Here is a 22,914-nt window from a genome sequence, read left to right as displayed (position 1 = left end):
TCATTGGCTGTTCTCACTCTTCACCGATCCGAAGGACTGCCGCTATGCGTTGTCGTCGTCCCACCGCTACGGCCGCTGCCACCGAGCCCAGTACCACGAGCACAAATCCGCCCAGAAACAGTCCGAGCAGCACCGGGTCCGGTGCCAACCCGACGGGCAGGGGACCACCGGTGAAGATCCTCAGATCCACGGCCTGCATCACGATGGTGGGCAGTAGGAGCCCGACGCCGGCTCCCACCACGAGCGCGACGACAGCCGGCGGAATGAGTTCCCACAGCAGGAGGCCACGGTCCCGTGATGGTGGGAAGCCCAGTGTCCGCAGGAGAGCGATCAACCGGTTTCTGCCCGGCGCGTTGACGAGCGTGGTCATGATAATGATCAGGGCGGACAGCACTCCCATGAAGGCAACCACCGTCCAGAGCCCTAGCTGGAGTCCCTTGGCCGACGGGGATTCCAGGATGCGTTCCTGATACTCGGAGGGGGTCACCTGACTGCCGCTGATACCACTGATCTCGGAGAGGCTCTCCTTGACCTGCGTCGCGTCCGCTCCGGGCGCCAGCTTGATCAACAGTTTTCCTGCGAAGGCTTCGATGTCGAGGCGGTCGCGGACCGCGTCGCGGTCTAGCAACACCCAGTTACTGGTGTCCAGGAGGGAGATGCGATCCAGTGACGCGGTCACCGCGACATCGGCCTCACCGTAGAACCTGATCTCGCCCTCGTCACCGGATGTCAGGCCCGTTTGGCTGGCGACGATCATGGGCAGCGGCCCTTCCGTGGTGCTACTGAGCTCGTCCAGCAACGACGCGGGAATGGCTCCCGGGTAGCCCGATTGGACGTCCTTCAGGGCCTCCGCGTCGACCAGCCAGACATGGCGGCTGTTCGCTTCTATGCCGTCGAACTGGGGAGACGCCGCAACGAAGTCTGAGAGGGCGGCTACAGCGGCGACGCCGTCGATCCCTTCCACCTGCTCCAGTTGTGCGTTGTCCAGCGGCGCAGTGTCCACCAGAAGGTCCGCTGGAACACTGTAGCGCGCGGCCTTCGTCACACCATCGTGGAAGGTTGAGAGCAGGGTCCCGGAGAACACGACGACGGCGACGCCGACGGTGAGCGCCATAAGCGGAACGAGCGCAGCAACGGCTGAACGCACAGAGCGTACCGGGCCAAGGAAGCTGAGGAGCCCGGAGGAGGCGCGCTGACGGCGCGACCACCAGGCCAACGGCAATGGATAGAGGCGCAAGACCAGCAGTGACACTGCGACGGCGATCAGCAGCGGCGCCGCGCTGAGCACTGGATCCACGGTGGAGGCGCCGGAGCCACCGCGGCTGAGCAGGGCCGTTACTGATCCGATAGCGGCCAGCACAACGGCTCCTTCTGCGACGAGGCGCCAGCGTCGCTTGCCAAGTGACGCCGGGCCGTCGTCGTGCTTCAACCTGGTGCCAGCAAAGATCGCCGCCGGAGTGAGCGCCGTCAACGCGGGCCAGAGGAACTGCGACGGCTCCACGGGCACTGGGACTAGCAGCAGGGCAACGGCTGTACCCACGGCAGCCGCCGGAAGGCCCAGGAGCAGTCCCTCGGCCATCAGTGCGGCACGCAGCTGAAAGCCGGAGGCACCGCGGGCTGCGACCAGGGCCAGAGCATTCCGGCGTCGGTCCAGCACCAGCCGAACAGCGATCACCGCGGTCAGCAGGCACACACCGAGAGGGCCAGATGCCAGCAGAGCAAGGATGCGGTTTGTGGTGGAGGCACGTTCGGTGACGTCGGCAATGGTGTCAGCGGTTTCCGAGCGAAACGTCAGGGGCGTACCCAACAGCCCGGCATCCGCATCGAGGCTGGTTGATTGACCGGAGACCTGACGTAATTGGGCCTCAAGCGCGGTGGCGGTTTGAGCGTTCAGCGCGCTGGGCTGCAGCTTGTACCAGACGCTCAGGCTCGTTTTACCCGTGAGCGCAAACGTCGAAACACCGGACCCAACATTGATCACGGCGGTGGGAGAGACCAGGTCACCGCGCTCGGGATCGTTGATGATCCCGGGATACAGCAGGGCTGGCGCCATGCTCCAGTACCCGGCCGAGGGATCTTTTGCTTCATAGATCCCGGTGAGAACCACGTCACTCTCAGCGACGGGGTCCCAAAAGCCCTGACCAGTCCTGACTTGGGGGGCACCGACGTTCGCCGACCGCACTTCGCCGACTTTCCAACGCGCGCCCTCGGCGCCATGGGCCGAGAGGATGATCTCCAACGGCTTCTCACCGAGGTCTTTCGACGGCAGGGACTCCGGAAGCCGGCCCTCGGTGAGTGTTGCATGATCCATGAGCCCGGGGGCTATAGCGAATGACGGCTTTATCCCGTAAACGCCGTCTGGCAGGTCCCCAATGATCCCGGTCTCCGTGGCCGTACTGACCCATTGGGCATCCGCGACCGAAGGCTTCAGGAGTTCCGGGAATCCCGCCCGCACGGACGCGAGTTGCTCCTCAAGATCCGCTGGCGTCAGATTGCTGTGCTCGTCATCGGACACAGTGATGGCCGAGGGCGCGAACGCGGACACGTTCCGTTGCGAGGCGGTCAACTCACCGACGCTCTGCTGAAGATCCTTCGTATACATGGCGTTGATAGCGCGCGGCCAGGCAGCCAGCAGACCAGAGACCACCACAATGATGCACACCAACAGCACGGACGCTGCCCGGTGATGACGGAACTGCCGGTGGAGCAGAGTGAAAAGTTTCACCGCAGGTCCTCCACCCACGCACGATCAGTGGACTGCCGGTAGACAGCGCGACCATACAGCCACACCGCAACAGCCAACACAGCTGCCTGCGCCACAACGATCAGCAGTGCGGGCACGACGGCGACGCCAAACGGAACCGCGAACGTCACGGCGGTATCCACCAGGGTGATGCCCGCCAGCGCGGGGACAGTCAGCAACGCAGCGCCCAACCCGGCTACCACGCCAAAGACAAGGGCAACCGCTCCCACCCAGGCCAGCTCCCGACGTCGTCCGCTGGCTTGTTCACGGGCCTGAACTCCCACGGCGCGCAGGATAGAAACCTCCGGGCGGCGGGCGGCGGCCATGGCCGCTGCGCTCGCCGCGAGTGCCGCAGCACCGATGATCAGGGCTCCGATAGCACCCAACCACAGGGCCGCCGTGGCGGGTGTCAGGAAACGGCTGGCAGCTGATTCAGTGGCGGCGGTGACCTCCGCAGCAGGACCGGACAGGTCCCTTGCCAGATCGGTGATTTTGTTGACGTCGGCTTCTGGTTCTGCGGCAATCCAGACTTCGTTCGCTCTCGGCGGGACGGGCAAATGGGTTAGCCACGCGTGTGCGTAGCCCTCTCTGTCCACGAGCACGGCGAAGCCTGCACCCGACCCGGGGAGAGCCTGGACGCTGTCTGCGATGACGGCCGGAATGTTAGCGCTCCCCACCCGCAGCGGCATGTTCTCGCCGACGGAAAGGTCCAGAGCAGCCAGCAGGTCGGCCGTGGCCACGACCGGGATCGGATCATCGCTGATGGCAGTGGAGATCAGCCGGGCAGACATGGGTAGTCCCTGATCGTTGGTTGCGTGCAGTATTGCGCCAGCACCATCGACGAGAGGATCCGAAGGGCTTTCCGTGAACGCGTCGTCCACCAGCGTCAGGTCCTGCTCGCCGTCGAGCCTGTTCTCGCCCGTGCCCACTCCTGCATCGGTGGCAATGCTGGTCAGCTGCACCGTGAAGTCCAGGGGAACTCCCGTGGATTTTACGGAGATGTCGACGGCGGCGATGGCCGTGAAGTCGCGCTCGCCTTCGCCGTCGGGGAGAGAGAACGCGAGCGAGTGAAGCTGCTTATCGCCGCTCGCTGAGAGGTTGACGGTGCCCGCGTCGACTGGAACCAATCCGCCGTCGGACTTCTGCAGCCAGGCGGTGATCGTGGCCCGGTATTCATTGGTGTTGCCCCGGCGCTGGCCGTAAGCGGCTTCGGAGCGGCTGCCAGTGGTTGAGAGCTGGAAGCGGACCTGCGACGTCTGGGCATTCAGCTCAAGTGCCGGGGGAGCCAGCGTGCCCGGCGTCGAGAGCTGTGTGGCCGCGTCCTCGGCGTTGAAGACGCTGGGATCCGTGGCCAGAAGTCCAGGCAGCGATTCAGCGCGGACCGCCGTCACCGTCACATCTTCGGTGCCAGCACGTGCCGTCCCCTGGTGGATTGCTTCGGCAGTGCTGACACCGTCCAGCTCGTTGAACTTTTGCACTTCCAGCAGATCGGAGGCACGGTGCAGCACCAGCGGACCCGAGTCCCGGACGCGGATATCGGAACCATTCACCAGCTGCGCCGCCGTCTGCTGGGCTGTCTTCGCGGAGTGGGTGAAAGCGGCCGTAAATACGCCGCCCCCCACCGTTGCTGCGATGACGATGACGGGTAGGACGAACAGCGAAATGCGCCGCGACACTTGCCGGGCAGCCAAAAACAGGCGCATGCCCGGGCGGCGTCCAGCCCGCTTCTCGACCATCCGGGACAGCGCGGCAATGATCAACAGGGCAACGGCCGCGAACAGCAGGATCAGCAGGGCTGGAGCCGGTGCTGCCAGCACGTTGACTCGCTCTTGACCGTCGTTCGTTGCGATCAGCGGTGAACCGTGCAGGAGGAACTGGAACACGCTCAACAGACAGACCCCGGCCAGCGCAGCCACGACGATGAAGGAGCCAATGCGCTCTGTCGCCGTGACAGGAGCGCCGTCGCGGCGGGCTTGAAGGAAAGTGAGCCCGGCGAAGACGACGACGGCGGTCAGCAGGACGGTCAGCGGGACGAACCATGTTGAGGCGGCTACCTCAGCAAAGCCGCCCCAGGTCAGGTTCGCCTGGGATGTCTCAGCAAGCGTCCAACTGGTCAGGAGCGGAGTGACGCCGACGGCGATTGCCCACCCCATAACCGAAGCCAGTAGCGCGACGGGCAGGATTTCCGCAGCGGCGAGCAGCGTGCGCTGGCTGGACGAGGCTCCCCGTGCTCCGATCAGCTGTGACTCTGTGCTGCGCGAATCGGCGAGGAGACCGGCAAGTCTGACAACGCCGATCAGGCCCAGGGCAATCAAAATGATGATCGAGATCGGGACGATGGACTGAACCGCCCGGGTAGCTTCCGCGGCGGTGGCGATTGTACCCGCGAGCCCTCCGGTGGCGACCACGCCGCCGTCGTTGATGGCGTTATCGGCCAGCATCCGGTCTTTGAGGACGGGCAGGCCAGCGGCCAGAGGCTCGAGGTCTGCCGCGCTGACCGTGCCCGGGTCCAGTACCAGAGTCCATTGGATTTTGGGGGACGAGGTGAAGCGTTCAAGGCTCCCCTCGGGAACGGCGACGGCGTGCGTTGTCCCCTCGCCTGCGACAGCCTGGGCGGCAGCCAGAAGCGGGACTACTTCCTGGCCTTCGCTCGGTGAACTGCCGACGACGGCGACCAGTTCAAGCCGGACAGCGGAGTCTGGACCCTTCACGCTGAACGTCTGACCCACTTCCAGCTCCAACCCCGTGGCCGCAGCAGCCGTCAACACGGCGGGAACCGGGCCGGGGGAGTTGGACTCGAACTTTTCGAAACTGTTCCAGGAGCCGTTGACCGGCGTGACGGCGTCGGGCGCTGGCATTTCCACGGGGACGAAGGAGAGTTCCGCCGGAAGATTGACGGCAGTGCCCGCAGATGGGACCAGCGGCAGGTCTGGACCGAATCGGGAATGGATGCGTTGCAGGCCGTCGCTGAGGGCCAGTTCGTTCATCACGACGTCGGCGCGCTGTAGTTGCGCTTCGGCGTCGTCCGGATTGTCCGGTACTGAGGTGTGAACCCGGAGGAAGGTCTCTGCCGAGAAGGGCTGAGCAGCCGTGGCTCGGAGGGCCTGCGTCGCTGCGAGTTGCGTGTACCCAACAGTCGCCGAGATGATCGCGGTGATGAAGGTGAGGGTCAGCAGAATCACGATGAGAATCCGGCCGCTGGCACGTCCCCGAGCCCGCATGAACCGCGTCAATCCAAAAACCGGTACTCCCCCTGTGTGAGTGGCGCCGGATCGCGGCACCACGTTCGATCCTAGCCGGAAGTGTGACGTGCGCCGCACGAAAAAAAGTCAGAACCTAGACTGGGGCTATGCGCACTTTCCGGAAGGAACGCTTCGATGCACCCACCGGCTTTTTCCACTGCGAGGCTGCCGGGTTGCAGTGGCTCGGCTCGGCCGGCGGCGCACCCTGTGTTGAGGTGCTCGACGCCGGTGAAAATCACCTGCTTCTCGACCGGCTGACTGAGACAGCGCCGTCGCGTGAGAGCGCCCTTGAGTTTGGTGCGGGTCTGGCACGAACGCACGACGCCGGCGCTCCAGCATTCGGATCGCCGCCCGAGGGCTGGACGGGACCGGGCTACTTTGGGCCCACGGGTGATCCGCTGCCGATGGCTTACGCAGAAGAACCTGCGTGGGGCGCGTTCTACGCGGAGGCCCGGCTGCAGCCGTTGCTCGAACTGCCGCGCGCGGCGCATGCGTTCAGTGAACAAACGCGCCGTCTTATCGAGGCTGTCAACAATCGTCTTCTCAATGGCGATTTCGACGACGGCGACTCACCGGCCCGGATACACGGCGACCTCTGGAACGGGAATCTCATGTGGACCAGTGGTGGCGCTACGCTGATTGATTCCGCTGCGCACGGTGGTCATCGAGAGACGGACTTGGCATTTCTGGCGCTCTTCGGCTGCCCATTCTTAGACCGCATTGTGGAGGGTTATGAGCAGGTACATGGGCTACAGGCCGGTTGGCGGGATCGGATACCGCTGCACCAGCTCTACCCGCTGATGGTTCACGCAATCCTGTTCGGGGGCCGCTATGCGGCAAGTACCGGGGCTGCGGCGCGGGCCCTTCTGAAACTGTAGGGGTCAGCTCGCGCGTCGTTTTGACCACGGGTGCTCCGCCGAGTTATTGTTGATAGTCGTTGTGCGTGTCCTATCCCGATACGTCCGCGCCTAGGGTGGCTCCGTTGCAGAGCCTCATCAAGCCCTACAGGCCGGCCGGGAAACACCGGGACCACTGGTTATGTTCAGTCCTCACCTGGATCTCCGGTAGCGCATAGAGAAACGCGTTAACTCATCGCACTGCGAAAGTCCGTTGTGTTTGGCGCCACCAGAACAAGAAAAGGCAAAAACCGTGCGTACGTACACCCCGAAGCCCGGCGACATCAACCGCCAGTGGCACGTCATTGACGCCACAGACGTTGTCCTGGGTCGTCTTGCCAGCCAGACCGCAACACTGCTGCGCGGAAAGCACAAGCCGACCTTTGCTCCTCATATGGACATGGGCGATTTCGTCATCATCCTCAACGCTGACAAGGTTGCGCTGACCGGCGCCAAGCTGGAACAGAAGCGTGCCTACCGCCACTCGGGTTTCCCCGGTGGTCTTTCATCAATGTCCTACGCGGAGCTCCTGGAGCAGAATCCTGTGCGCGCCGTAGAAAAGGCAGTCAAGGGCATGCTTCCCAAGAATTCCCTGGCCGCGCAGCAGCTGTCCAAGCTGAAGGTATATGTCGGTGCTGAGCACCCGCATGCCGCGCAGCAGCCCAAGTCATTCGACATCACCCAGGTCGCTCAGTAATTTCGGCCATCGGCTTTAGAAACTTATTCAAGGAGAATCGTGGCTCAGAATACTGAAGAGCTCAACACCACCGAGGAGCTTTCCAGCTACACCTCGGAAACCCCGGATGCGGCAACTGAAACCGCAACCACAGAGCGTCCCGCGCTGACCGTTCCCGGTGCAGCTGTTGGGCGCCGCAAGGAAGCCATCGCTCGTGTCCGGATTTTTCCGGGAACCGGCAAATGGACCATCAACGGTCGCGACCTGTCCAACTACTTCCCGAACAAGCTGCACCAGCAGGAAGTAAATGACCCGTTCCGCATTCTGGACCTCGACGGCGCCTATGACGTCATCGCCCGGATCAGCGGTGGCGGCCCCTCCGGCCAGGCTGGTGCATTGCGTCTCGGTATCGCCCGTTCACTGAACGAGATCGACCGCGACAACAACCGCCCCACGCTGAAGAAGGCAGGGTTCCTGACCCGCGACGCCCGCATCATCGAGCGCAAGAAGGCTGGTCTCAAGAAGGCCCGCAAGGCGCCTCAGTACTCCAAGCGCTAATCTTCACGCGCTAAGCTTCACCAACGCAAAAGCCCGTCCGGCTTACCGGGCGGGCTTTTGCGGTTAGAGACCAGAAAGTCCGTGGGAACACCAGCTTCACAGGAAAACCGGCGGACGTCGCTTAGGATGTAAAACGATGAGTAGATTGTTTGGGACCGATGGGGTCCGAGGATTGGCAAACGGATTGATCACGGCCGAGCTGTCACTACAGCTCGCACAAGCTGCTGCCGTCGTCCTTGGACACAACACTGTGGAAGACGGTAAGCGCCCCACCGCCGTCATTGCACGCGACCCCCGTATCAGCGGCGGATTCATAGGCGCTGCGGTCGAAGCTGGACTTGCCAGTTCTGGTATTGACGTTTACGACGCCGGTGTCCTCCCCACCCCCGCGGCGGCTTTCCTGGTAGCGGACCTCAAAGCCGACTTCGGCGTCATGATCTCGGCCTCCCACAATGCGGCGCCGGACAACGGCATCAAGTTCCTCGCCCGTGGTGGACAGAAACTCGACGACACCGTAGAAGACGCTATCGAGATGCAGCTGAAGAACCCCGCCCACATGCCCACGGGGGCCGATGTCGGGCGTATCCAGCGGTTCGCAGACGCCGAAGACCGCTACGTGCTTCACCTGTTGCAGACTCTCCCGCACCGCCTTGATGGCCTGAAAATTGTCCTCGACTGCGCTAACGGTGCCGCGAGCGGCTGTTCCCCGGAAGTATTCGCCGCTGCTGGCGCGGACATCATAGTCATCGGCGCGGACCCGGACGGCCTCAACATCAACGATGGCTGCGGATCCACCTACCTGGAAAAACTCCAGGAGACTGTCTTGGCGAACAACGCGGATCTCGGCATCGCCCACGACGGCGACGCCGACCGCTGCCTCGCCGTTGACCATGAGGGCACCGTTGTCGATGGCGACGAGATCATGGCGATCCTCGCGGTCGCCATGAACGCGGCGGACCGGTTGAAGGACAACACCCTCGTCGCCACTGTCATGAGCAATCTGGGACTCAAACTTGCTCTCCGTGAGGCCGGCATTAGCGTCCGGGAAACCGGGGTGGGGGATCGCTACGTTCTCGAGGCCATGCGCAAGGGCAGCTACAGCCTCGGCGGTGAGCAATCGGGCCACGTCATCATTGCCGATCATGCCACTACGGGCGACGGCGTCCTTACGGGACTTCAGCTCGCCGCCCAGGTAGCCAAGACCGGGCGGTCGCTCAAGCAGCTCGCGAGCATCATGACCCGACTGCCCCAGGTACTCATCAACGTCAAGGACGTGGACAAGACAGCAGTGAGCACCCATGAGGGCGTAAAGAATGCCGTCATGGCTGCTCAGGGTGAACTTGGAGAAACCGGGCGCGTTTTGTTGCGCCCGTCGGGTACGGAAGCTGTTGTACGCGTCATGGTTGAGGCTGAGGACATGGTGACCGCTGAGCGGCTCGCCGATCAGTTGGCTGGCGCCGTTCGCTCGCATCTGACCCTAGCGAGCACCGCCTAAGCGTCGCCTTTCGTGCAGGTAAAGGGCTCCTATCTCAGCGCGGGGCCCCTGACCTGCACTTTCGGTGCGCCGGAACGACGGACGCGGCGAAAGATCAGCCTCTTTGCCCATTCGAGCGCCGGAATAGTTAGTATCCGGTTGGTTCCGCCTGGGCTACCGTCACTGCCCATCGTTGTTCGCCCATCCCCGCGATTTTCACGGTGATCGGACCACTTACATGGCCAACGTCAAACTCATTGCGCACCCCACTGGCGTTGGAATCGCACTTCAGCGGAAATGATCCTACGCCCGGAATGCCCACGGAGACGTGGCCTTGTCCTGCACAGGCGGCAAATATAACCAGCGACGGCTTTGTGACCTCCAATGGTCCGATACTGCCGATGCCCTTCTGGTTCTCAAGGGATCCGAGCACGTCTTCATCTTCGGGCACCTGGATCTTCACATCAGCCACCGGAGTGAGCGAATCAGGGCTGGCCGTGACCATAGGCGCCGTCGCTCTGTCACTTTCCATAGAAGGAGTGTCCATCCCTGTACAGCCTGCAACGGCAAGAACGACTAGTGAAGTCAAAAACAGCGTTCTCCATGCAGCTCTACTGCTCAATGTCGTGTTCCTTCCTTATGGTCGAGTCGCGTGAAGCCCTAGGACAGGGGTTGCGATTGGCAGGCCCGCCCCTATGATCGGGGGACGGGTCTTTGGGAACGGCGAATTACAGGCGGGTCTGCAGGCTGTCGCGTATTTCAGTGAGCAGCAGGATCTGCGGATCGATTGCCTCTTCCTCCTCGACAATTCCCAGACGACGGTTGCGGCGTTCGATCATCTTATTCATCGGTAGAACCACGACGAAGTACACGGCGGCGGCGACGAGCACGAAAGTGACAACCGCGGTCAGAAAGACTCCGAACTTGACCTGGCCGAAGACCAGAAAGTCATCGAAATTCGGTGTTCCGAACAACATGGAAATCAGGGGCATCAGCACACTGTCTACGAGCGCCTTGACGACCGCTGCGAACGCCGTACCAATAACCACCGCGACGGCAAGGTCTACGACGTTGCCCTTCATCATGAATTCTTTGAATCCCTTTAACATGCCTGAAGCTTATAACTAACGGCCACGTGATTGAGATGGTTGCGGACCCGAAATTTCACTAGTAGCTGGGTGCGGCCGGTAAACCGAAGTACGTCTCTAGAGTGGGTGTGGCGTTGGAATGCATATCCGTGCTGATATCCAACCCTACGTACCGGAAGTGCCAATATTCGGGTTGAAAACCAGTGACCTGTTCTTGGCCGGGAGGATAACGCAGGATGAACCCGTAACGGTGGGCGTGCTCGTCCATCCACTGCCCCGCGGCCGTGTCCCGGAAACACGGCAACAGGGTGCACACCCCGTCCGACTGGCCCACATCAAAGGCAAGCCCTGTTTGGTGTTCCGAATACCCGGGCCGGGCGGAGACACCGTCGGCGCGCTGAACGCTTCCGTGAACAGCCACCCAATGGTTATACGTTGCAGCCTGGTCTTGATAGGACCGGTATCCGCTCACGACAGTTAGCCCAATACCGTTTGCAGCAGCCGCCGCAAACATATCCTCCAGTGCGGCTGCAGCATCGGCCTGCATTTTCGCGGCCCCCGGGGCTGTGGCCAGATTCACCTGCGGCAGCGTTAACGCCGAAGGAACAAAGTTCAGCGGTTTAACTGGCCGCTGCTTGTTGACTACAACATCCAGACGGGTGGGATCCCTGTATGCATTCGGCGCTGGGGTGGGTTTAGTCACGGCTTGTGTGGGAAGAACCGAAGCGACGGCCGTGCTGGAAGGCGGTGGCGCCGCCGTCGCACGGGAATGCGACGGTGTAGCCGTCGCCGGGTTGGTTTGCTGTGGCCCCGGTAAAGCCGCTTTGCTCGTGAGGTCCGCAGCGTTATCTCCGGTTCCACAAGCAGCCAGTACGACGGCGATTGCCACCGACAGCGCCGTCGTCGTCAGTGTGCGCTTTCTGCTGCGGGGGGTGCGGAGCGTCATGTCTTGCGCAAGAGCATTCGCCGAATGGAATGATCGGCATCCTTGGTCAGCACAAGCGTTGCCCGGCCGCGTGTTGGCAGAACATTTTCACGGAGGTTCGGTTCGTTGATGCGCCGCCAGATATCCAGCGCCGTTTCGGTGGCTTCCTGATCTGTCAGACCCGCATATCGGTGAAAATAGGAGGCAGGGTTGGCGAAGGCACCCGAACGGAGTTTCTGGAACCGCTGGACGTACCACTCTTCTATATAGGACGTGCGGGCATCAACGTAGATGGAGAAGTCGAAGAAGTCGCTGAGTGCCAGGCCCGACCGTCCATCGGCCCGCGTCCGGGCGGGAGCGAGCACGTTGAGCCCCTCAACAATGAGGACGTCGGGTCGGTGGACCACAACCTCCCCCTCCGGCACGATGTCGTAGGTCAGGTGTGAATACTTGGGTGCGCGAACCTCATCGGCCCCGCTCTTGACGGCGCTGACGAAACGGAGCAGCCGACGTCGGTCGTAGGACTCAGGGAAGCCTTTGCGCTGCATGAGGCCCCGCCGTTCCAGTTCCGCGTTGGGGTACAGGAAGCCGTCGGTGGTCATGAGCTCGACGGTCGGAGTCTCCGGGGAACGGCGCAGCATCTCCTGCAACACACGTGCCGTCGTCGACTTTCCCACAGCAACGGAGCCGCCGACGCCGATAACAAAAGGAGTGCGGCGGGTGTCCTCGCCGAGGAACGTGTTAGTGGCTGAATGCAGCCGTCCTGCCGCCGCGATATATAAGTCCAGCAGGCGGGAGAGGGGGAGATAGACCTCACGGACTTCATTCAGGTCCAGTTGATCGCCGAGACCACGAAGCCGGATGATGTCCTCATAGGTGAGGCTGGTTTCCAGTTCGTGGGACAGTCGCGCCCACGTGTGGCGGTCAAGCTCCACGAACGGTGTGAAATTGCCGTCGCCGTTGGACGCGTTTGAGGACGGTGTCTGCTCTTTCACTCTACAAAGTCTGCCTGCTGGGGTGGACATTCCCAAACGATCGCATTCTCTGGCTCTGCGTTTGTTCAGGATGAGTGGACCGGGGCGGTAGGCTGGATTCCATGTGTGGAATTGTAGGTTACGTTGGTCGCGGGGGCACTGTCGCCGGAAGTTCAGGGACAGCAGGACATACTGCCCTCGATGTTGTGATGGAGGGTCTGCGGCGTCTGGAGTACCGCGGATATGACTCCGCGGGCGTCGCCGTTCTGGGCGAGGATTCGATCGAGTCACGTAAGAAGTCCGGCAAACTCGCCAACCTCGTAGCGGAGTTGAACGCTGACCCGCTGCCTACCTCTATGACCGCAATAGGTCACACACGGTGGGCAACCCATGGTGGGCCCACAGACCAGAACGCGCACCCGCACCTTGGTGACCAGGGCAGGCTAGCGCTGATCCATAACGGCATCATCGAGAACTTCGCGGAAATCAAGGTACGCCTCCGGGCCGAGGGTCACGAGTTCGAGTCCGAAACCGACACTGAGGTCGCCGCGGAACTGCTCGGCAGTATTTACCGCGGAGTCGTTGAATCAGGGGACGGCGCGGACGACGGCGTGGATCACCTCACGCACGCCATGCAGTTGACGAGTCGGCAGCTCGAGGGAGCATTCACCCTGCTGGCCATTCACCAGGATCTGCCCGACATCGTTGTGGCCGCCCGCCGGAATTCGCCGTTGGTCATAGGGCTGGGGGAGAACGAGAACTTTCTGGGCTCGGACGTCTCAGGTTTCATCGACTTCACACGTCGTGCCGTGGAGCTTGGCCAGGACCAAATTGTCACGATCACCCCGGAATCGGTATCCATCACTGATTTCGATGGTGTTCCGGCCGAGGGCAAGGAATTTCACGTTGACTGGGATGCAGCCGCCGCTGAGAAGGGCGGGTTCCCGTCGTTCATGGAGAAGGAAATCCACGATCAGCCAGAGGCAGTGGCAGACACACTGCTCGGCCGCTCGGATGTTGACGGAAAGTTGATGCTGGACGAGCTCCGCATCGATCCTGCTGCGCTGAAGTCCGTAGACAAGATCATCGTTCTGGCCTGTGGTACCTCGGCGTATGCCGGGCAGGTTGCCAAATACGCCATTGAACATTGGTGCAGGATTCCGACGGAAGTGGAGCTCAGCCACGAATTCCGTTATCGCGATCCCATCGTCACCCCGAACACGCTGGTGGTGTCCATCTCCCAGTCCGGAGAGACCATGGATACTCTGATGGCTGTCAGGTACGCCAAGGAACAGGGCGCAAAGACGCTATCCATCTGTAACACCAACGGGTCCACGATTCCGCGGGAATCTGATGCCGTGCTGTATACGCACGCTGGCCCGGAGATCGCTGTTGCCTCAACGAAGGCGTTCCTGGCACAGATCACGGCCGCCTATTTGCTGGGCCTGTACCTGGCGCAGTTGCGCGGTAACAAGTTCCAGGGTGAAATCGCGGACATCATGACGGAGCTTGGCCGGATTCCCGCGAAGATCCAGGAAGTGCTGGATCATTCCGAGGATGTGAAGCAACTGGCTCAGGAGATGGCGCAGACCAAGTCTGTCCTGTTCCTTGGTCGTCACGTGGGCTTCCCCGTGGCCATGGAAGGTGCGCTGAAGCTCAAGGAGCTGGCTTACATTCACGCTGAAGGGTTTGCCGCAGGCGAGCTCAAGCACGGGCCGATCGCTCTGATTGAGGAGGGGCAGCCGGTCTTCGTCGTCGTGCCTTCCCGACGAGGCCGCGATTCGCTCCATGCGAAGGTGGTTTCCAATATCCAGGAAATCCGTGCCCGTGGTGCCAAGACCATCGTGATCGCCGAGGAAGGCGACGAATCTGTCCGCGACTACGCCGAGCACATTTTCTACATTCCGGAGACACCTCCGCTGTTGGCGCCGTTGCTGACCACTGTTCCTCTGCAGATCTTCGCGTGCGCTCTGGCGACAGCCAAGGGGCTCGACGTCGACCAGCCGCGTAACCTCGCAAAATCCGTGACGGTGGAATAGCCAACTCGAGCAGACAGGACAGCTGATGATCGTTGGAATCGGTGTTGACGTAGTTGACATGCCCCGCTTCGGAAGGCAGTTGGAGCGCACACCCTCGCTCCGGGACAGGTTGTTTGTTCCCGCCGAGCGGAACCTGAATCTTCGCTCGCTCGCGGCACGTTTCGCCGCGAAGGAAGCCGTAGCCAAGGCTCTCGGCGCGCCAGCGGGCATGAACTGGCAGGACTGCCAGGTTGGCGCCGACGAACACGGTGTCCCCACCATCGAGGTGCAGGGCACGGTTCAAGCCGTCGCTGAGGCCAAGGGCGTCCGTCGCTGGCATCTGTCCCTGAGCCACGACGGCGACGTAGCAACGGCCATGGTTATCGCTGAAGGCTAATCAGGTTTCTCTCTCACATAGATGATGCCCTTACGATAGGTATCCAGCCCCCCCGATGGGAAGGATGCTTATTTATGATCGCCGCGTATACCGCCGAACAGGTACGTGCCGCAGAGGCGCCACTGCTGGCAGCAGGCCCAGACGGGCAACTCATGCGCCGGGCCGCCCATGGACTGTACGCGAAGGCTGTCGAGCTGATTGCCGGACATGGCGGAATCTACGGTGCCAGAGCCGCGATCATCGTGGGCAGTGGCAACAACGGGGGAGATGCACTGTACGCGGGAGCCCTCCTCAGCCGGCGCGGAATTCAGACCACCGCCATCCTCACCTCGGAGCGTGTCCACGAATCAGGGCTGGCCGAGTTTCAACGCTCGGGCGGCACTGTCATCCGGCTCCAGGGCGACGACTCCACCCACACCAGAGCAGTCAGAGCCTGTCTGGAAGCGGCGCTGGTCATCGATGGGATCCTCGGAATCGGTGCCCACGGCGGACTCCGCGAACCAGCACGCGGCTTCGTCGAAGCATTGAACTGCCACGCGATTGAAGTGCTCGCCTGCGACCTACCCAGCGGTGTCGATCCCTCAACGGGCGAGGTAGAGGGGCCAGTCCTTCAGGCGAAAGCGACGACCACCTTTGGCGCAGCAAAATCTGGTCTCATGGCCGGTCCCGGCGCGCTCGCCGCAGGCACACTCGACGTCGTCGACATCGGCGTCCCCTTCGACGTGAACGAAGCCGACGTCTACAGGCTGGAACTCGGTGACCTCGCGGCTCTCTACCCGGTTCCGGGACCAACGGACCACAAATACAGCCGCGGCGTCCTGGGTATCAGCGCAGGTTCTCCGCAATACCCGGGTGCAGCCCTGCTGTCCTGCGGGGGCGCCCTTGCCACCGGCGTCGGAATGGTCCGTTATCTGGGGCCAGACGCGGTCAGTGACAAGATCAACCTGCTCCACCCGGAAGTGGTCTGCAGCTCCGGTGACATAGCCGATGAACACGTTCAGGCGTGGCTGGTGGGCCCAGGGATTGGCGAGGACTCGCAGCAGGTGCAGCGAGCCCGGGATGCCGTCGGGTCCGGGTTGCCCGTTGTGGCTGACGCGAGCGCCCTGAAGGCCCTTCAGTACCCGCTGCACGACGCCGTCATCCTCACCCCACACGCGGGCGAGCTCTCGGGTATTTTTGAGCAGCTCGGCCAAGACGTCACAGCAGATGAGATAAAGATGTCGCCGCTGAAATACGCACGGGAGGCTGCCAAGATCACGGGAGCCACGGTGCTGCTGAAAGGCCACGCCACCGTCGTCGCCTGTCCCGCAGGAACCACGTTCAGCCAGTCAAACTCCACGCCCTGGCTGGCCACTGCTGGAACAGGGGACACTCTCGCCGGAATCCTGGGAGCACTGACCGCCACCATGGCCGAGGGGCCCAATCCGGCGACGGCATTGGGCCTGCCCGATGAAGCACGCTGGGCCGTCATATCAGCGCTTGCCGCGATGCTGCATGGCATGGCAGGACAGTTGGCCGACGACGACGGCCCGCTCTCGTCGTCGGGCCTTCCGCAGTATGTTCGGACGGTACTTTCCCGGCTACCCCAAAATGTCAGGGCACGGTTCTAGACTGAACCCTGTTACTACCACGATCACGCGAATCACCTCACGAGACCAGGAGCAACACATGGCAGTTTCGGATCCATCGCAGCAGGGCAGCAGCAGGGAGACATGGCCTGGCGACGCCTACCCGCTAGGGGCCACCTACGATGGCAGTGGCACCAACTTTGCGCTGTTCAGCGAAGTGGCAGACAAGGTAGAGCTATGCCTCATCGGGGAAGACAACTCCGAGGAACGTATTGTTCTGCGTGAGGTGGACGGTTACGTGTGGCACGCCTATCTTCCGCAGGTGCTTCCCGGGCAGAAGTACGGCTACCGTGTGCACGGTCCCTCGGATCCAGCAGAGGGCCACCGCTGTAACCCCAATAAGCTGTTGTTAGACCCGTACGCCAAGGCCGTGAGTGGCGAGATGGACTGGGACCAGTCACTGTTCAGCTACAACTTCGGCGATGAAGACTCGGTCAACAATGATGACTCCGCCGGGCACACCATGCTCGGTGTGGTGATTAACCCGTTCTTTGACTGGGACGGGGACCGCAAGCCGCGGGTTCCGTACCACGAGAGCGTCATCTACGAGGCCCATGTGAAGGGCCTGACCGCCATGCATCCCGATATTCCGGCGGAACAGCGCGGCACCTACGCGGCGGTAGCGCATCCGTCCGTCGTCGAGCATCTGAAGAAGCTCGGGGTCACCGCGCTCGAGCTTATGCCGGTCCACCAGTTCGTGAACGACAGCACTCTGCAGGACAAGGGGCTGTCCAATTACTGGGGCTACAACACCATCGGGTTCTTCTCACCGCAGAACACCTACGCGGCCAACGGGGATGAAGGCCAGCAGGTGCAAGAATTCAAAGCCATGGTCAAGGCCATGCACCTGGCAGGCATTGAGGTCATTCTGGACGTCGTGTACAACCACACGGCGGAGGGCAACCATATGGGCCCCACCCTGTCATTCCGAGGCATCGACAACGCCGCCTACTACCGGCTCGTGGAGGATGACAAGCAGTACTACATGGACTACACCGGCACCGGAAACTCGCTGAACGTCCGGCACCCGCACTCCCTGCAACTACTGATGGACTCGCTGCGCTACTGGGTGACGGAAATGCACGTGGACGGGTTCCGCTTCGACCTCGCGTCCACGCTAGCCCGCGAGTTCTACGACGTCGATCGTCTATCCACCTTCTTTGAACTGGTCCAGCAGGACCCGGTGGTCTCACAGGTCAAGCTCATCGCCGAGCCCTGGGACGTCGGTCCTGGCGGCTACCAAGTGGGTAACTTCCCGCCGCTGTGGACGGAGTGGAACGGAATGTACCGGGACACGGTGCGCGACTTCTGGCGGGGAGAGCCCTCAACGCTGGGTGAATTCGCATCACGCCTCACTGGTTCCGCTGATCTCTACGAGGACTCGGCCAGGCGGCCCGTGGCATCCATCAACTTTGTCACTGCCCACGATGGATTCACCCTCAAGGACCTCGTCTCTTACAACGAGAAACACAACGAGGCCAACGGGGAAGACAATAATGACGGCGAGTCCCACAACCGGTCGTGGAACTCCGGAGTGGAGGGCCCCACCGACGACGAAGAGATCCAGAAGCTGCGTTCACGCCAGCAACGAAACTTCATAGCCACGCTGCTGTTGTCTCAGGGTGTGCCGATGCTCAGTCACGGTGATGAACTCGGACGTACCCAGAACGGAAACAACAACTCCTATTGCCAGGACTCTGAGCTGAGCTGGATCAACTGGGACAACGTGGACGAGCCGCTACTCGAGTTCACAGCAGCCATCAATTCACTAAGAACTGAGCACCCTACATTCCGCCGCCGCCGGTTCTTCAACGGTCGTCCCGCCAAGCGCGGCGGGGTGGAAGCACTCTCGGACATTGAGTGGTTGAGTGTGGATGGCAGCATCATGGCTGATGAAGACTGGGACACAGGGCTTAGCCGTTCGATTGGCGTATTCCTCAACGGCCGGGGCATTAGCGGACGGGACGCTCGCGGTCAGCGCATTGTCGACGACAGCTTCCTCCTGCTGTTCAACGCGGACGATCAGCCGGTGGAGTTCACCATTCCAACCGCTGACTACGCGCCCAACTGGACGGTCGCCGTCAATACAGCGGACGACGACGCCGGCTCAGTCACAGCCGCGGCCCATGCTGGCGAAGACACCACGATTGAGCCTGAATCCGTCTTGGTGGTTGAGGCAAAGTCCATGGTGGTTCTGCAGGAGCAACTGTGAAGACGCCTGCCTCCACCTACCGGCTCCAGCTCCACGAGGGCTTCACTCTTAGAGACGCCGAAGCCGTCACCGCATACCTGCACCGGCTGGGCGTGGACTGGCTGTACCTCTCGCCGATCCTGAAAGCGGAGGAAGGGTCCAATCACGGTTACGACGTCACCGATCCGCGGCTCGTTGATCCGGAGCGGGGTGGGGCGTCCGCGCTCGCGTCGCTCTCGGGAAAAGCCCGGTCACTGGGTATGGGTGTTCTGGTGGATATTGTTCCCAACCACCTAGGCGTTGCCACGCCAGCACAGAACCCGTGGTGGTGGTCGCTGCTGAGCGAAGGGCAGGAATCAGAGTATGCGTCCTATTTCGACGTCGATTGGGCGGCGGGCGACGGGCGCATCCTGTTGCCTGTGCTCGGTGAGGATAGAGCGGACGAGGCCCCGCTTGAACTTGTTGATGGGCCTCACAGCCTGGAACTGCGCTACTACGATCACCGCTTCCCGGTTGCCGAAGGAACGGGCGGCGGCCAGCCGGCGGAGGTCCATGCCCGGCAGAACTATGAATTGGTCAGTTGGCGCCGCGCGGACACAGACCTGAATTACCGCAGATTCTTCGCCGTCAATACGCTCGCTGGACTGCGCGTTGAAGATCCGGACGTTTTCGATGCCGCCCATGCCGAACCCGTGCGGTGGATACGCGAGGGGCTTGTGGACGGTCTGCGCATTGATCACCCGGACGGCCTCGCGCTGCCCGGCGCGTATCTGGAACGACTGGCCGAGCAGACAGACGGCACCTATGTCTTGGTGGAGAAGATCCTGGAACCCGGCGAGGAATTGCCGCCCTCGTGGCACTGCGCCGGCACCAGCGGCTACGACGCCTTGGCCATGGTGAATCGCCTGTTCGTGGACCCGCAGGGACAGCCGGAGCTGGAACGCATTTCAGCTTCGCGCACTACCATCGCGAAACCGGACTACCCGGACCTGATCCACGGCACCAAACGGCACATCGCGGACACCATCCTGGGCTCTGAAATGCGCCGGTTGGCCCGGCTCGTCCCGGTGTCAGTAGGAATAACGTTCGATGACGCAGTGGACGCTTTCGCAGAGCTCACGGCCTGCCTTCCCGTGTACCGAACGTATCTGCCATTCGGACGGGAATACCTACTCCACGCAGTGAAGGAGGCACACCGGCGTCGTCCTGATTTATCCGGGACCATCGACACTCTGCAGCCGCTCCTGGAAGACATCGATGGCGAGACCAAGGCGCTCGCAGTGAGGTTCCAGCAGACCAGTGGGATGGTCATGGCCAAGGGCGTCGAGGACACCGCGTTCTACCGCTATGACCGTCTGGTGTCTCTGAACGAGGTGGGCGCAGATCCGTCGCTTTTCTCGATCTCGCTCGATCAATTCCACACCGAGATGCTGGATAGGCTCGCAACCCGGTCCCTCGCCATGACCACCCTGTCTACCCACGATACAAAGCGCAGCGAAGACGTACGTGCCCGCATCAGCGTGCTCTCCGAGGTGCCCGAGTTCTGGGGTCATACCGTGAACGAACTGGCGGATGCCGCACCGCTGGCAGACGGCGAGCTGGCGAACCTGCTGTGGCAGTCGTTTATTGGCGTATGGCCGGCGTCCCGCGACAGGCTGCACGCCTACGCCGAAAAGGCGTCCCGGGAGGCGTCGTCGTCGACCACGTGGACGGAGCCAAACGTGGAGTTTGAGGAACAGCTCCACGCGATGGTGGACGCCGCATTCGACGACGAGCAGGTCGGGGACATCGTGGAGCGGTGCGTCGAGCACATCAGGGCGGCGGGCTGGAGTAACTCCCTGTCCTCGAAGCTGGTGCAGCTCACCATGCCCGGCATCCCCGACGTCTACCAGGGCACAGAGCTGTGGGATTACTCGCTGGTGGACCCCGACAACCGGCGTCCGGTCGACTTTGAGCTCCGCAAAAAACTCCTGCAGGATCAGGATCAGGATCAACAGGGGCCCCCGCCGGTCGATGAAACGGGTGCAGCAAAGTTGCGGATAGTCAGCCGAACTCTTCGGGCGCGGTGTGGAAACCCGGAGTTGTTCAATGCTTATACGTCGTTGGCGGGATCCGGACCGGCATCGGATCACCTCATCGCCTACGACAGCGGCGGCGCCATCACACTGGCCACCCGGTTACCGGTCGGCCTGGAAAAGCGAGGCGGGTGGAAGAACACCGAAGTGATGCTGCCGGAGGGTCACTATCGCGACGCTTTCACCGATACGGTCTTTACCAGCGGCGTGGTGCGGGTGGCGGATCTGCTGGCCACTTACCCGGTGGCTCTGTTGACACGCGAACGGGAGGAGACGGCATGAGAGAACAATTTGCGGTCTGGGCCCCGATGGCACACACCATGCAGCTGCGGATCAACGGCGAGACACACTCCATGACGGCCGGCGACGACGGATGGTGGACACCACCGGAAGACGTCGCTGTGGAGGGAGAGGACGTCGACTACGGCTATCTCCTCGACCGTGCCGAGCCGGTGTTGCCCGATCCGCGTTCGCGCAGACAGCCCGACGGCGTGCACGGCCTGTCCCGCACCGATGACCCCTCCAGCCACTCGTGGCAGGACAACGGATGGAGCCCGCCAGCACTGGGGGAGGGCGTCATCTACGAGCTGCATATCGGCACTTTCACGCCCGAGGGCACCCTCGATGCGGCCGCAGAAAAGCTGGACTACCTGGCCAACCTCGGCGTCGACTTCGTTGAACTGCTGCCCGTCAATGCCTTCAACGGGACTCACAACTGGGGATACGACGGCGTCCTCTGGTACGCGGTACAGGAAACCTATGGCGGTCCCGAGGCTTACCGCCGGTTCGTGGACGCGGCCCACCGCCACGGAATCGGTGTCATCCAAGACGTTGTCTACAACCACCTGGGCCCAAGCGGCAACTACCTGCCCCGCTTTGGTCCCTACCTCACCGAAGGGAAAGCGAACACGTGGGGTGACTCCCTGAACTTAGACGGGCCAGGCTCCGACGAGGTCCGTCGGTACATTATCGACAACGCCCTGATGTGGTTTCGCGACTTTCACGTGGATGGGCTGCGTCTGGACGCGGTCCACGCCCTGCACGATGAGCGCGCCGTGCATGTGCTCGAAGAACTTGGCAGCGCGACCGATGAGTGTGCAGAAGAACTGGGCAAGAACCTCATCCTCATAGCGGAGTCCGACCTCAACAACCCCCGGCTCATTGAGTCACGGGACGTCAACGGCTACGGGTTGGCAGGGCAGTGGAGCGACGATTTCCACCACGCCGTGCATGTAAACCTGACCGGCGAAACCGAAGGTTACTATGCGGATTTCGACTCAGTGGGGGCCCTGGCTAAAGTCCTGACGCAGGGGTTCTTTCACAACGGCACGTACTCATCGTTCCGTGAACGCCATCATGGTCGTCCCATCGACGCCGAACGAGTCCAACCCCACCAGCTCGTGGTCTGCACTCAAAATCATGACCAGATTGGAAATCGGGCAGCCGGCGACCGTCTCACAGGTTCCCTGAACCAGGGGCAGCTGGCGATTGCCGCCGTCGTCAATATTCTCTCGCCCAGCACGCCGATGCTGTTCATGGGCGAGGAATTCGGGGCGAGCACGCCGTGGCAGTTCTTCACGAGTCACCCGGAGCCGGAGCTCGGAACCGCCACCGCGGAGGGGCGTCTGGCTGAGTTCGAGCGGATGGGCTGGGACCCGGAGCAGGTGCCCAACCCGCAGGAGGAATCCACGTTCCTGAACTCCAAGCTGGATTGGTCGGAGGCAGAGGCAACCGGCCACACGGACCTGCTGAAGCTGTACCGGGAACTGATCGCCCTGCGGAAGGAGCTCTCCCACGAAGGGCAGCTGAGCTTCGCCGACGTCGCGGTGGATTGCAGTGAAAACGAGCGCTGGTTGATCATGCGCAGGGGAGAAGCAACGATTGTCCTGAACCTCGGCGACACCACGAGAGAACTGGATGTGGGTAACGGCCAGATTCGTCTGGCCACGAACCAGGGCACAGTGCTGGATGGGGCAGGGAAACTGAACCTGCCAGCTCACAGCGCCGCCGTCGTGCTGTAACGGCGCGG

General features: G+C 62.2%; 16 protein-coding genes. 10 read left to right on the top strand and 6 right to left on the bottom strand.

All coding sequences use genetic code 11. The features are described from left to right. Positions 1 to 13 precede the first annotated feature (13 nt). Together JOE65_RS15555 and JOE65_RS12495 are read right to left on the bottom strand one after the other, a co-directional pair. Positions 14 to 2,725, bottom strand: coding sequence for an FtsX-like permease family protein (locus JOE65_RS15555; protein ID WP_205163503.1), 2,712 nt, complete (start codon positions 2,723 to 2,725; stop codon positions 14 to 16). Then, positions 2,722 to 6,027: an FtsX-like permease family protein gene (locus tag JOE65_RS12495; protein WP_205163502.1), complete on the bottom strand. Its 3,306-nt coding sequence runs from the start codon at positions 6,025 to 6,027 to the stop codon at positions 2,722 to 2,724. The genes JOE65_RS15555 and JOE65_RS12495 overlap by 4 nt, the downstream gene beginning before the upstream one ends. Positions 6,028 to 6,092: 65 nt before the next feature. Between JOE65_RS12495 and JOE65_RS12490 the strand changes: the two genes are divergently transcribed. The 4 genes from JOE65_RS12490 to glmM all read left to right on the top strand — a co-directional run bounded on the left by JOE65_RS12490 (position 6,093) and on the right by glmM (position 9,610). Continuing rightward, the gene (locus JOE65_RS12490) at positions 6,093 to 6,863 is read left to right on the top strand and encodes a fructosamine kinase family protein (RefSeq protein WP_205163501.1); all 771 of its coding nucleotides are present in this window, start codon (positions 6,093 to 6,095) and stop codon (positions 6,861 to 6,863) included. A 271-nt stretch (positions 6,864 to 7,134) separates the two neighbouring features. Then, a complete protein-coding gene (gene rplM / locus JOE65_RS12485) occupies positions 7,135 to 7,578 on the top strand; it encodes a 50S ribosomal protein L13 (RefSeq protein ID WP_205163500.1) in 444 nt (147 codons plus the stop codon). Positions 7,579 to 7,617: 39 nt separating this feature from the next. After that, positions 7,618 to 8,115: a 30S ribosomal protein S9 gene (gene rpsI / locus JOE65_RS12480; protein WP_205163499.1), complete on the top strand. Its 498-nt coding sequence runs from the start codon at positions 7,618 to 7,620 to the stop codon at positions 8,113 to 8,115. Positions 8,116 to 8,251: 136 nt separating this feature from the next. Next, positions 8,252 to 9,610, top strand: a complete 1,359-nt coding sequence (gene glmM, locus JOE65_RS12475; protein WP_205163498.1) for a phosphoglucosamine mutase — start codon at positions 8,252 to 8,254, stop codon at positions 9,608 to 9,610. A gap of 127 nt (positions 9,611 to 9,737) precedes the next feature. Here the strand turns inward: glmM and JOE65_RS12470 are convergent, their stop codons facing one another. From JOE65_RS12470 to coaA, 4 genes are all read right to left on the bottom strand, one after another. After that, positions 9,738 to 10,121: a hypothetical protein gene (locus JOE65_RS12470; RefSeq protein ID WP_205163497.1), complete on the bottom strand. Its 384-nt coding sequence runs from the start codon at positions 10,119 to 10,121 to the stop codon at positions 9,738 to 9,740. Between the two features lie 196 nt (positions 10,122 to 10,317). After that, positions 10,318 to 10,698: a large conductance mechanosensitive channel protein MscL gene (gene mscL / locus JOE65_RS12465; RefSeq protein ID WP_205163496.1), complete on the bottom strand. Its 381-nt coding sequence runs from the start codon at positions 10,696 to 10,698 to the stop codon at positions 10,318 to 10,320. A 58-nt stretch (positions 10,699 to 10,756) separates the two neighbouring features. After that, on the bottom strand, positions 10,757 to 11,623 hold the full coding sequence (locus JOE65_RS12460) for a M15 family metallopeptidase (RefSeq protein WP_205163495.1): 867 nt from the start codon (positions 11,621 to 11,623) through the stop codon (positions 10,757 to 10,759). Continuing rightward, entirely contained in the window at positions 11,620 to 12,627 is a 1,008-nt protein-coding gene (gene coaA, locus JOE65_RS12455; RefSeq protein ID WP_205163494.1) for a type I pantothenate kinase, read from the bottom strand. The genes JOE65_RS12460 and coaA overlap by 4 nt, the downstream gene beginning before the upstream one ends. Positions 12,628 to 12,698: 71 nt before the next feature. Between coaA and glmS the strand changes: the two genes are divergently transcribed. From glmS to treZ, 6 genes are all read left to right on the top strand, one after another. Continuing rightward, a complete protein-coding gene (gene glmS, locus JOE65_RS12450; protein ID WP_205163493.1) occupies positions 12,699 to 14,615 on the top strand; it encodes a glutamine--fructose-6-phosphate transaminase (isomerizing) in 1,917 nt (638 codons plus the stop codon). 25 nt (positions 14,616 to 14,640) lie between these two features. Beyond that, positions 14,641 to 14,991, top strand: a complete 351-nt coding sequence (locus tag JOE65_RS12445) for a holo-ACP synthase (protein ID WP_205163492.1) — start codon at positions 14,641 to 14,643, stop codon at positions 14,989 to 14,991. Between the two features lie 74 nt (positions 14,992 to 15,065). Next, complete coding sequence (locus JOE65_RS12440) at positions 15,066 to 16,601, top strand: NAD(P)H-hydrate epimerase (RefSeq protein ID WP_205163491.1); 1,536 nt, start codon at positions 15,066 to 15,068, stop codon at positions 16,599 to 16,601. A gap of 58 nt (positions 16,602 to 16,659) precedes the next feature. Then, entirely contained in the window at positions 16,660 to 18,831 is a 2,172-nt protein-coding gene (glgX, locus tag JOE65_RS12435; RefSeq protein ID WP_205163490.1) for a glycogen debranching protein GlgX, read from the top strand. Then, positions 18,828 to 21,167 (top strand): malto-oligosyltrehalose synthase, encoded by a 2,340-nt coding sequence (gene treY, locus JOE65_RS12430; protein ID WP_205163489.1) that lies wholly within the window; start codon positions 18,828 to 18,830, stop codon positions 21,165 to 21,167. The genes glgX and treY overlap by 4 nt, the downstream gene beginning before the upstream one ends. Next, positions 21,164 to 22,906, top strand: coding sequence for a malto-oligosyltrehalose trehalohydrolase (gene treZ, locus JOE65_RS12425; RefSeq protein WP_205163488.1), 1,743 nt, complete (start codon positions 21,164 to 21,166; stop codon positions 22,904 to 22,906). Before treY ends, treZ begins: the two co-directional genes overlap by 4 nt. Positions 22,907 to 22,914 lie beyond the last annotated feature (8 nt).

It is taken from the genome of Arthrobacter roseus (assembly GCF_016907875.1).
Classification (GTDB): Bacteria; Actinomycetota; Actinomycetes; order Actinomycetales; family Micrococcaceae; genus Arthrobacter_J; species Arthrobacter_J roseus.
Note: the sequence above shows the minus strand (reverse complement) of the source record. Positions and strands in the feature narration are given on the sequence as shown.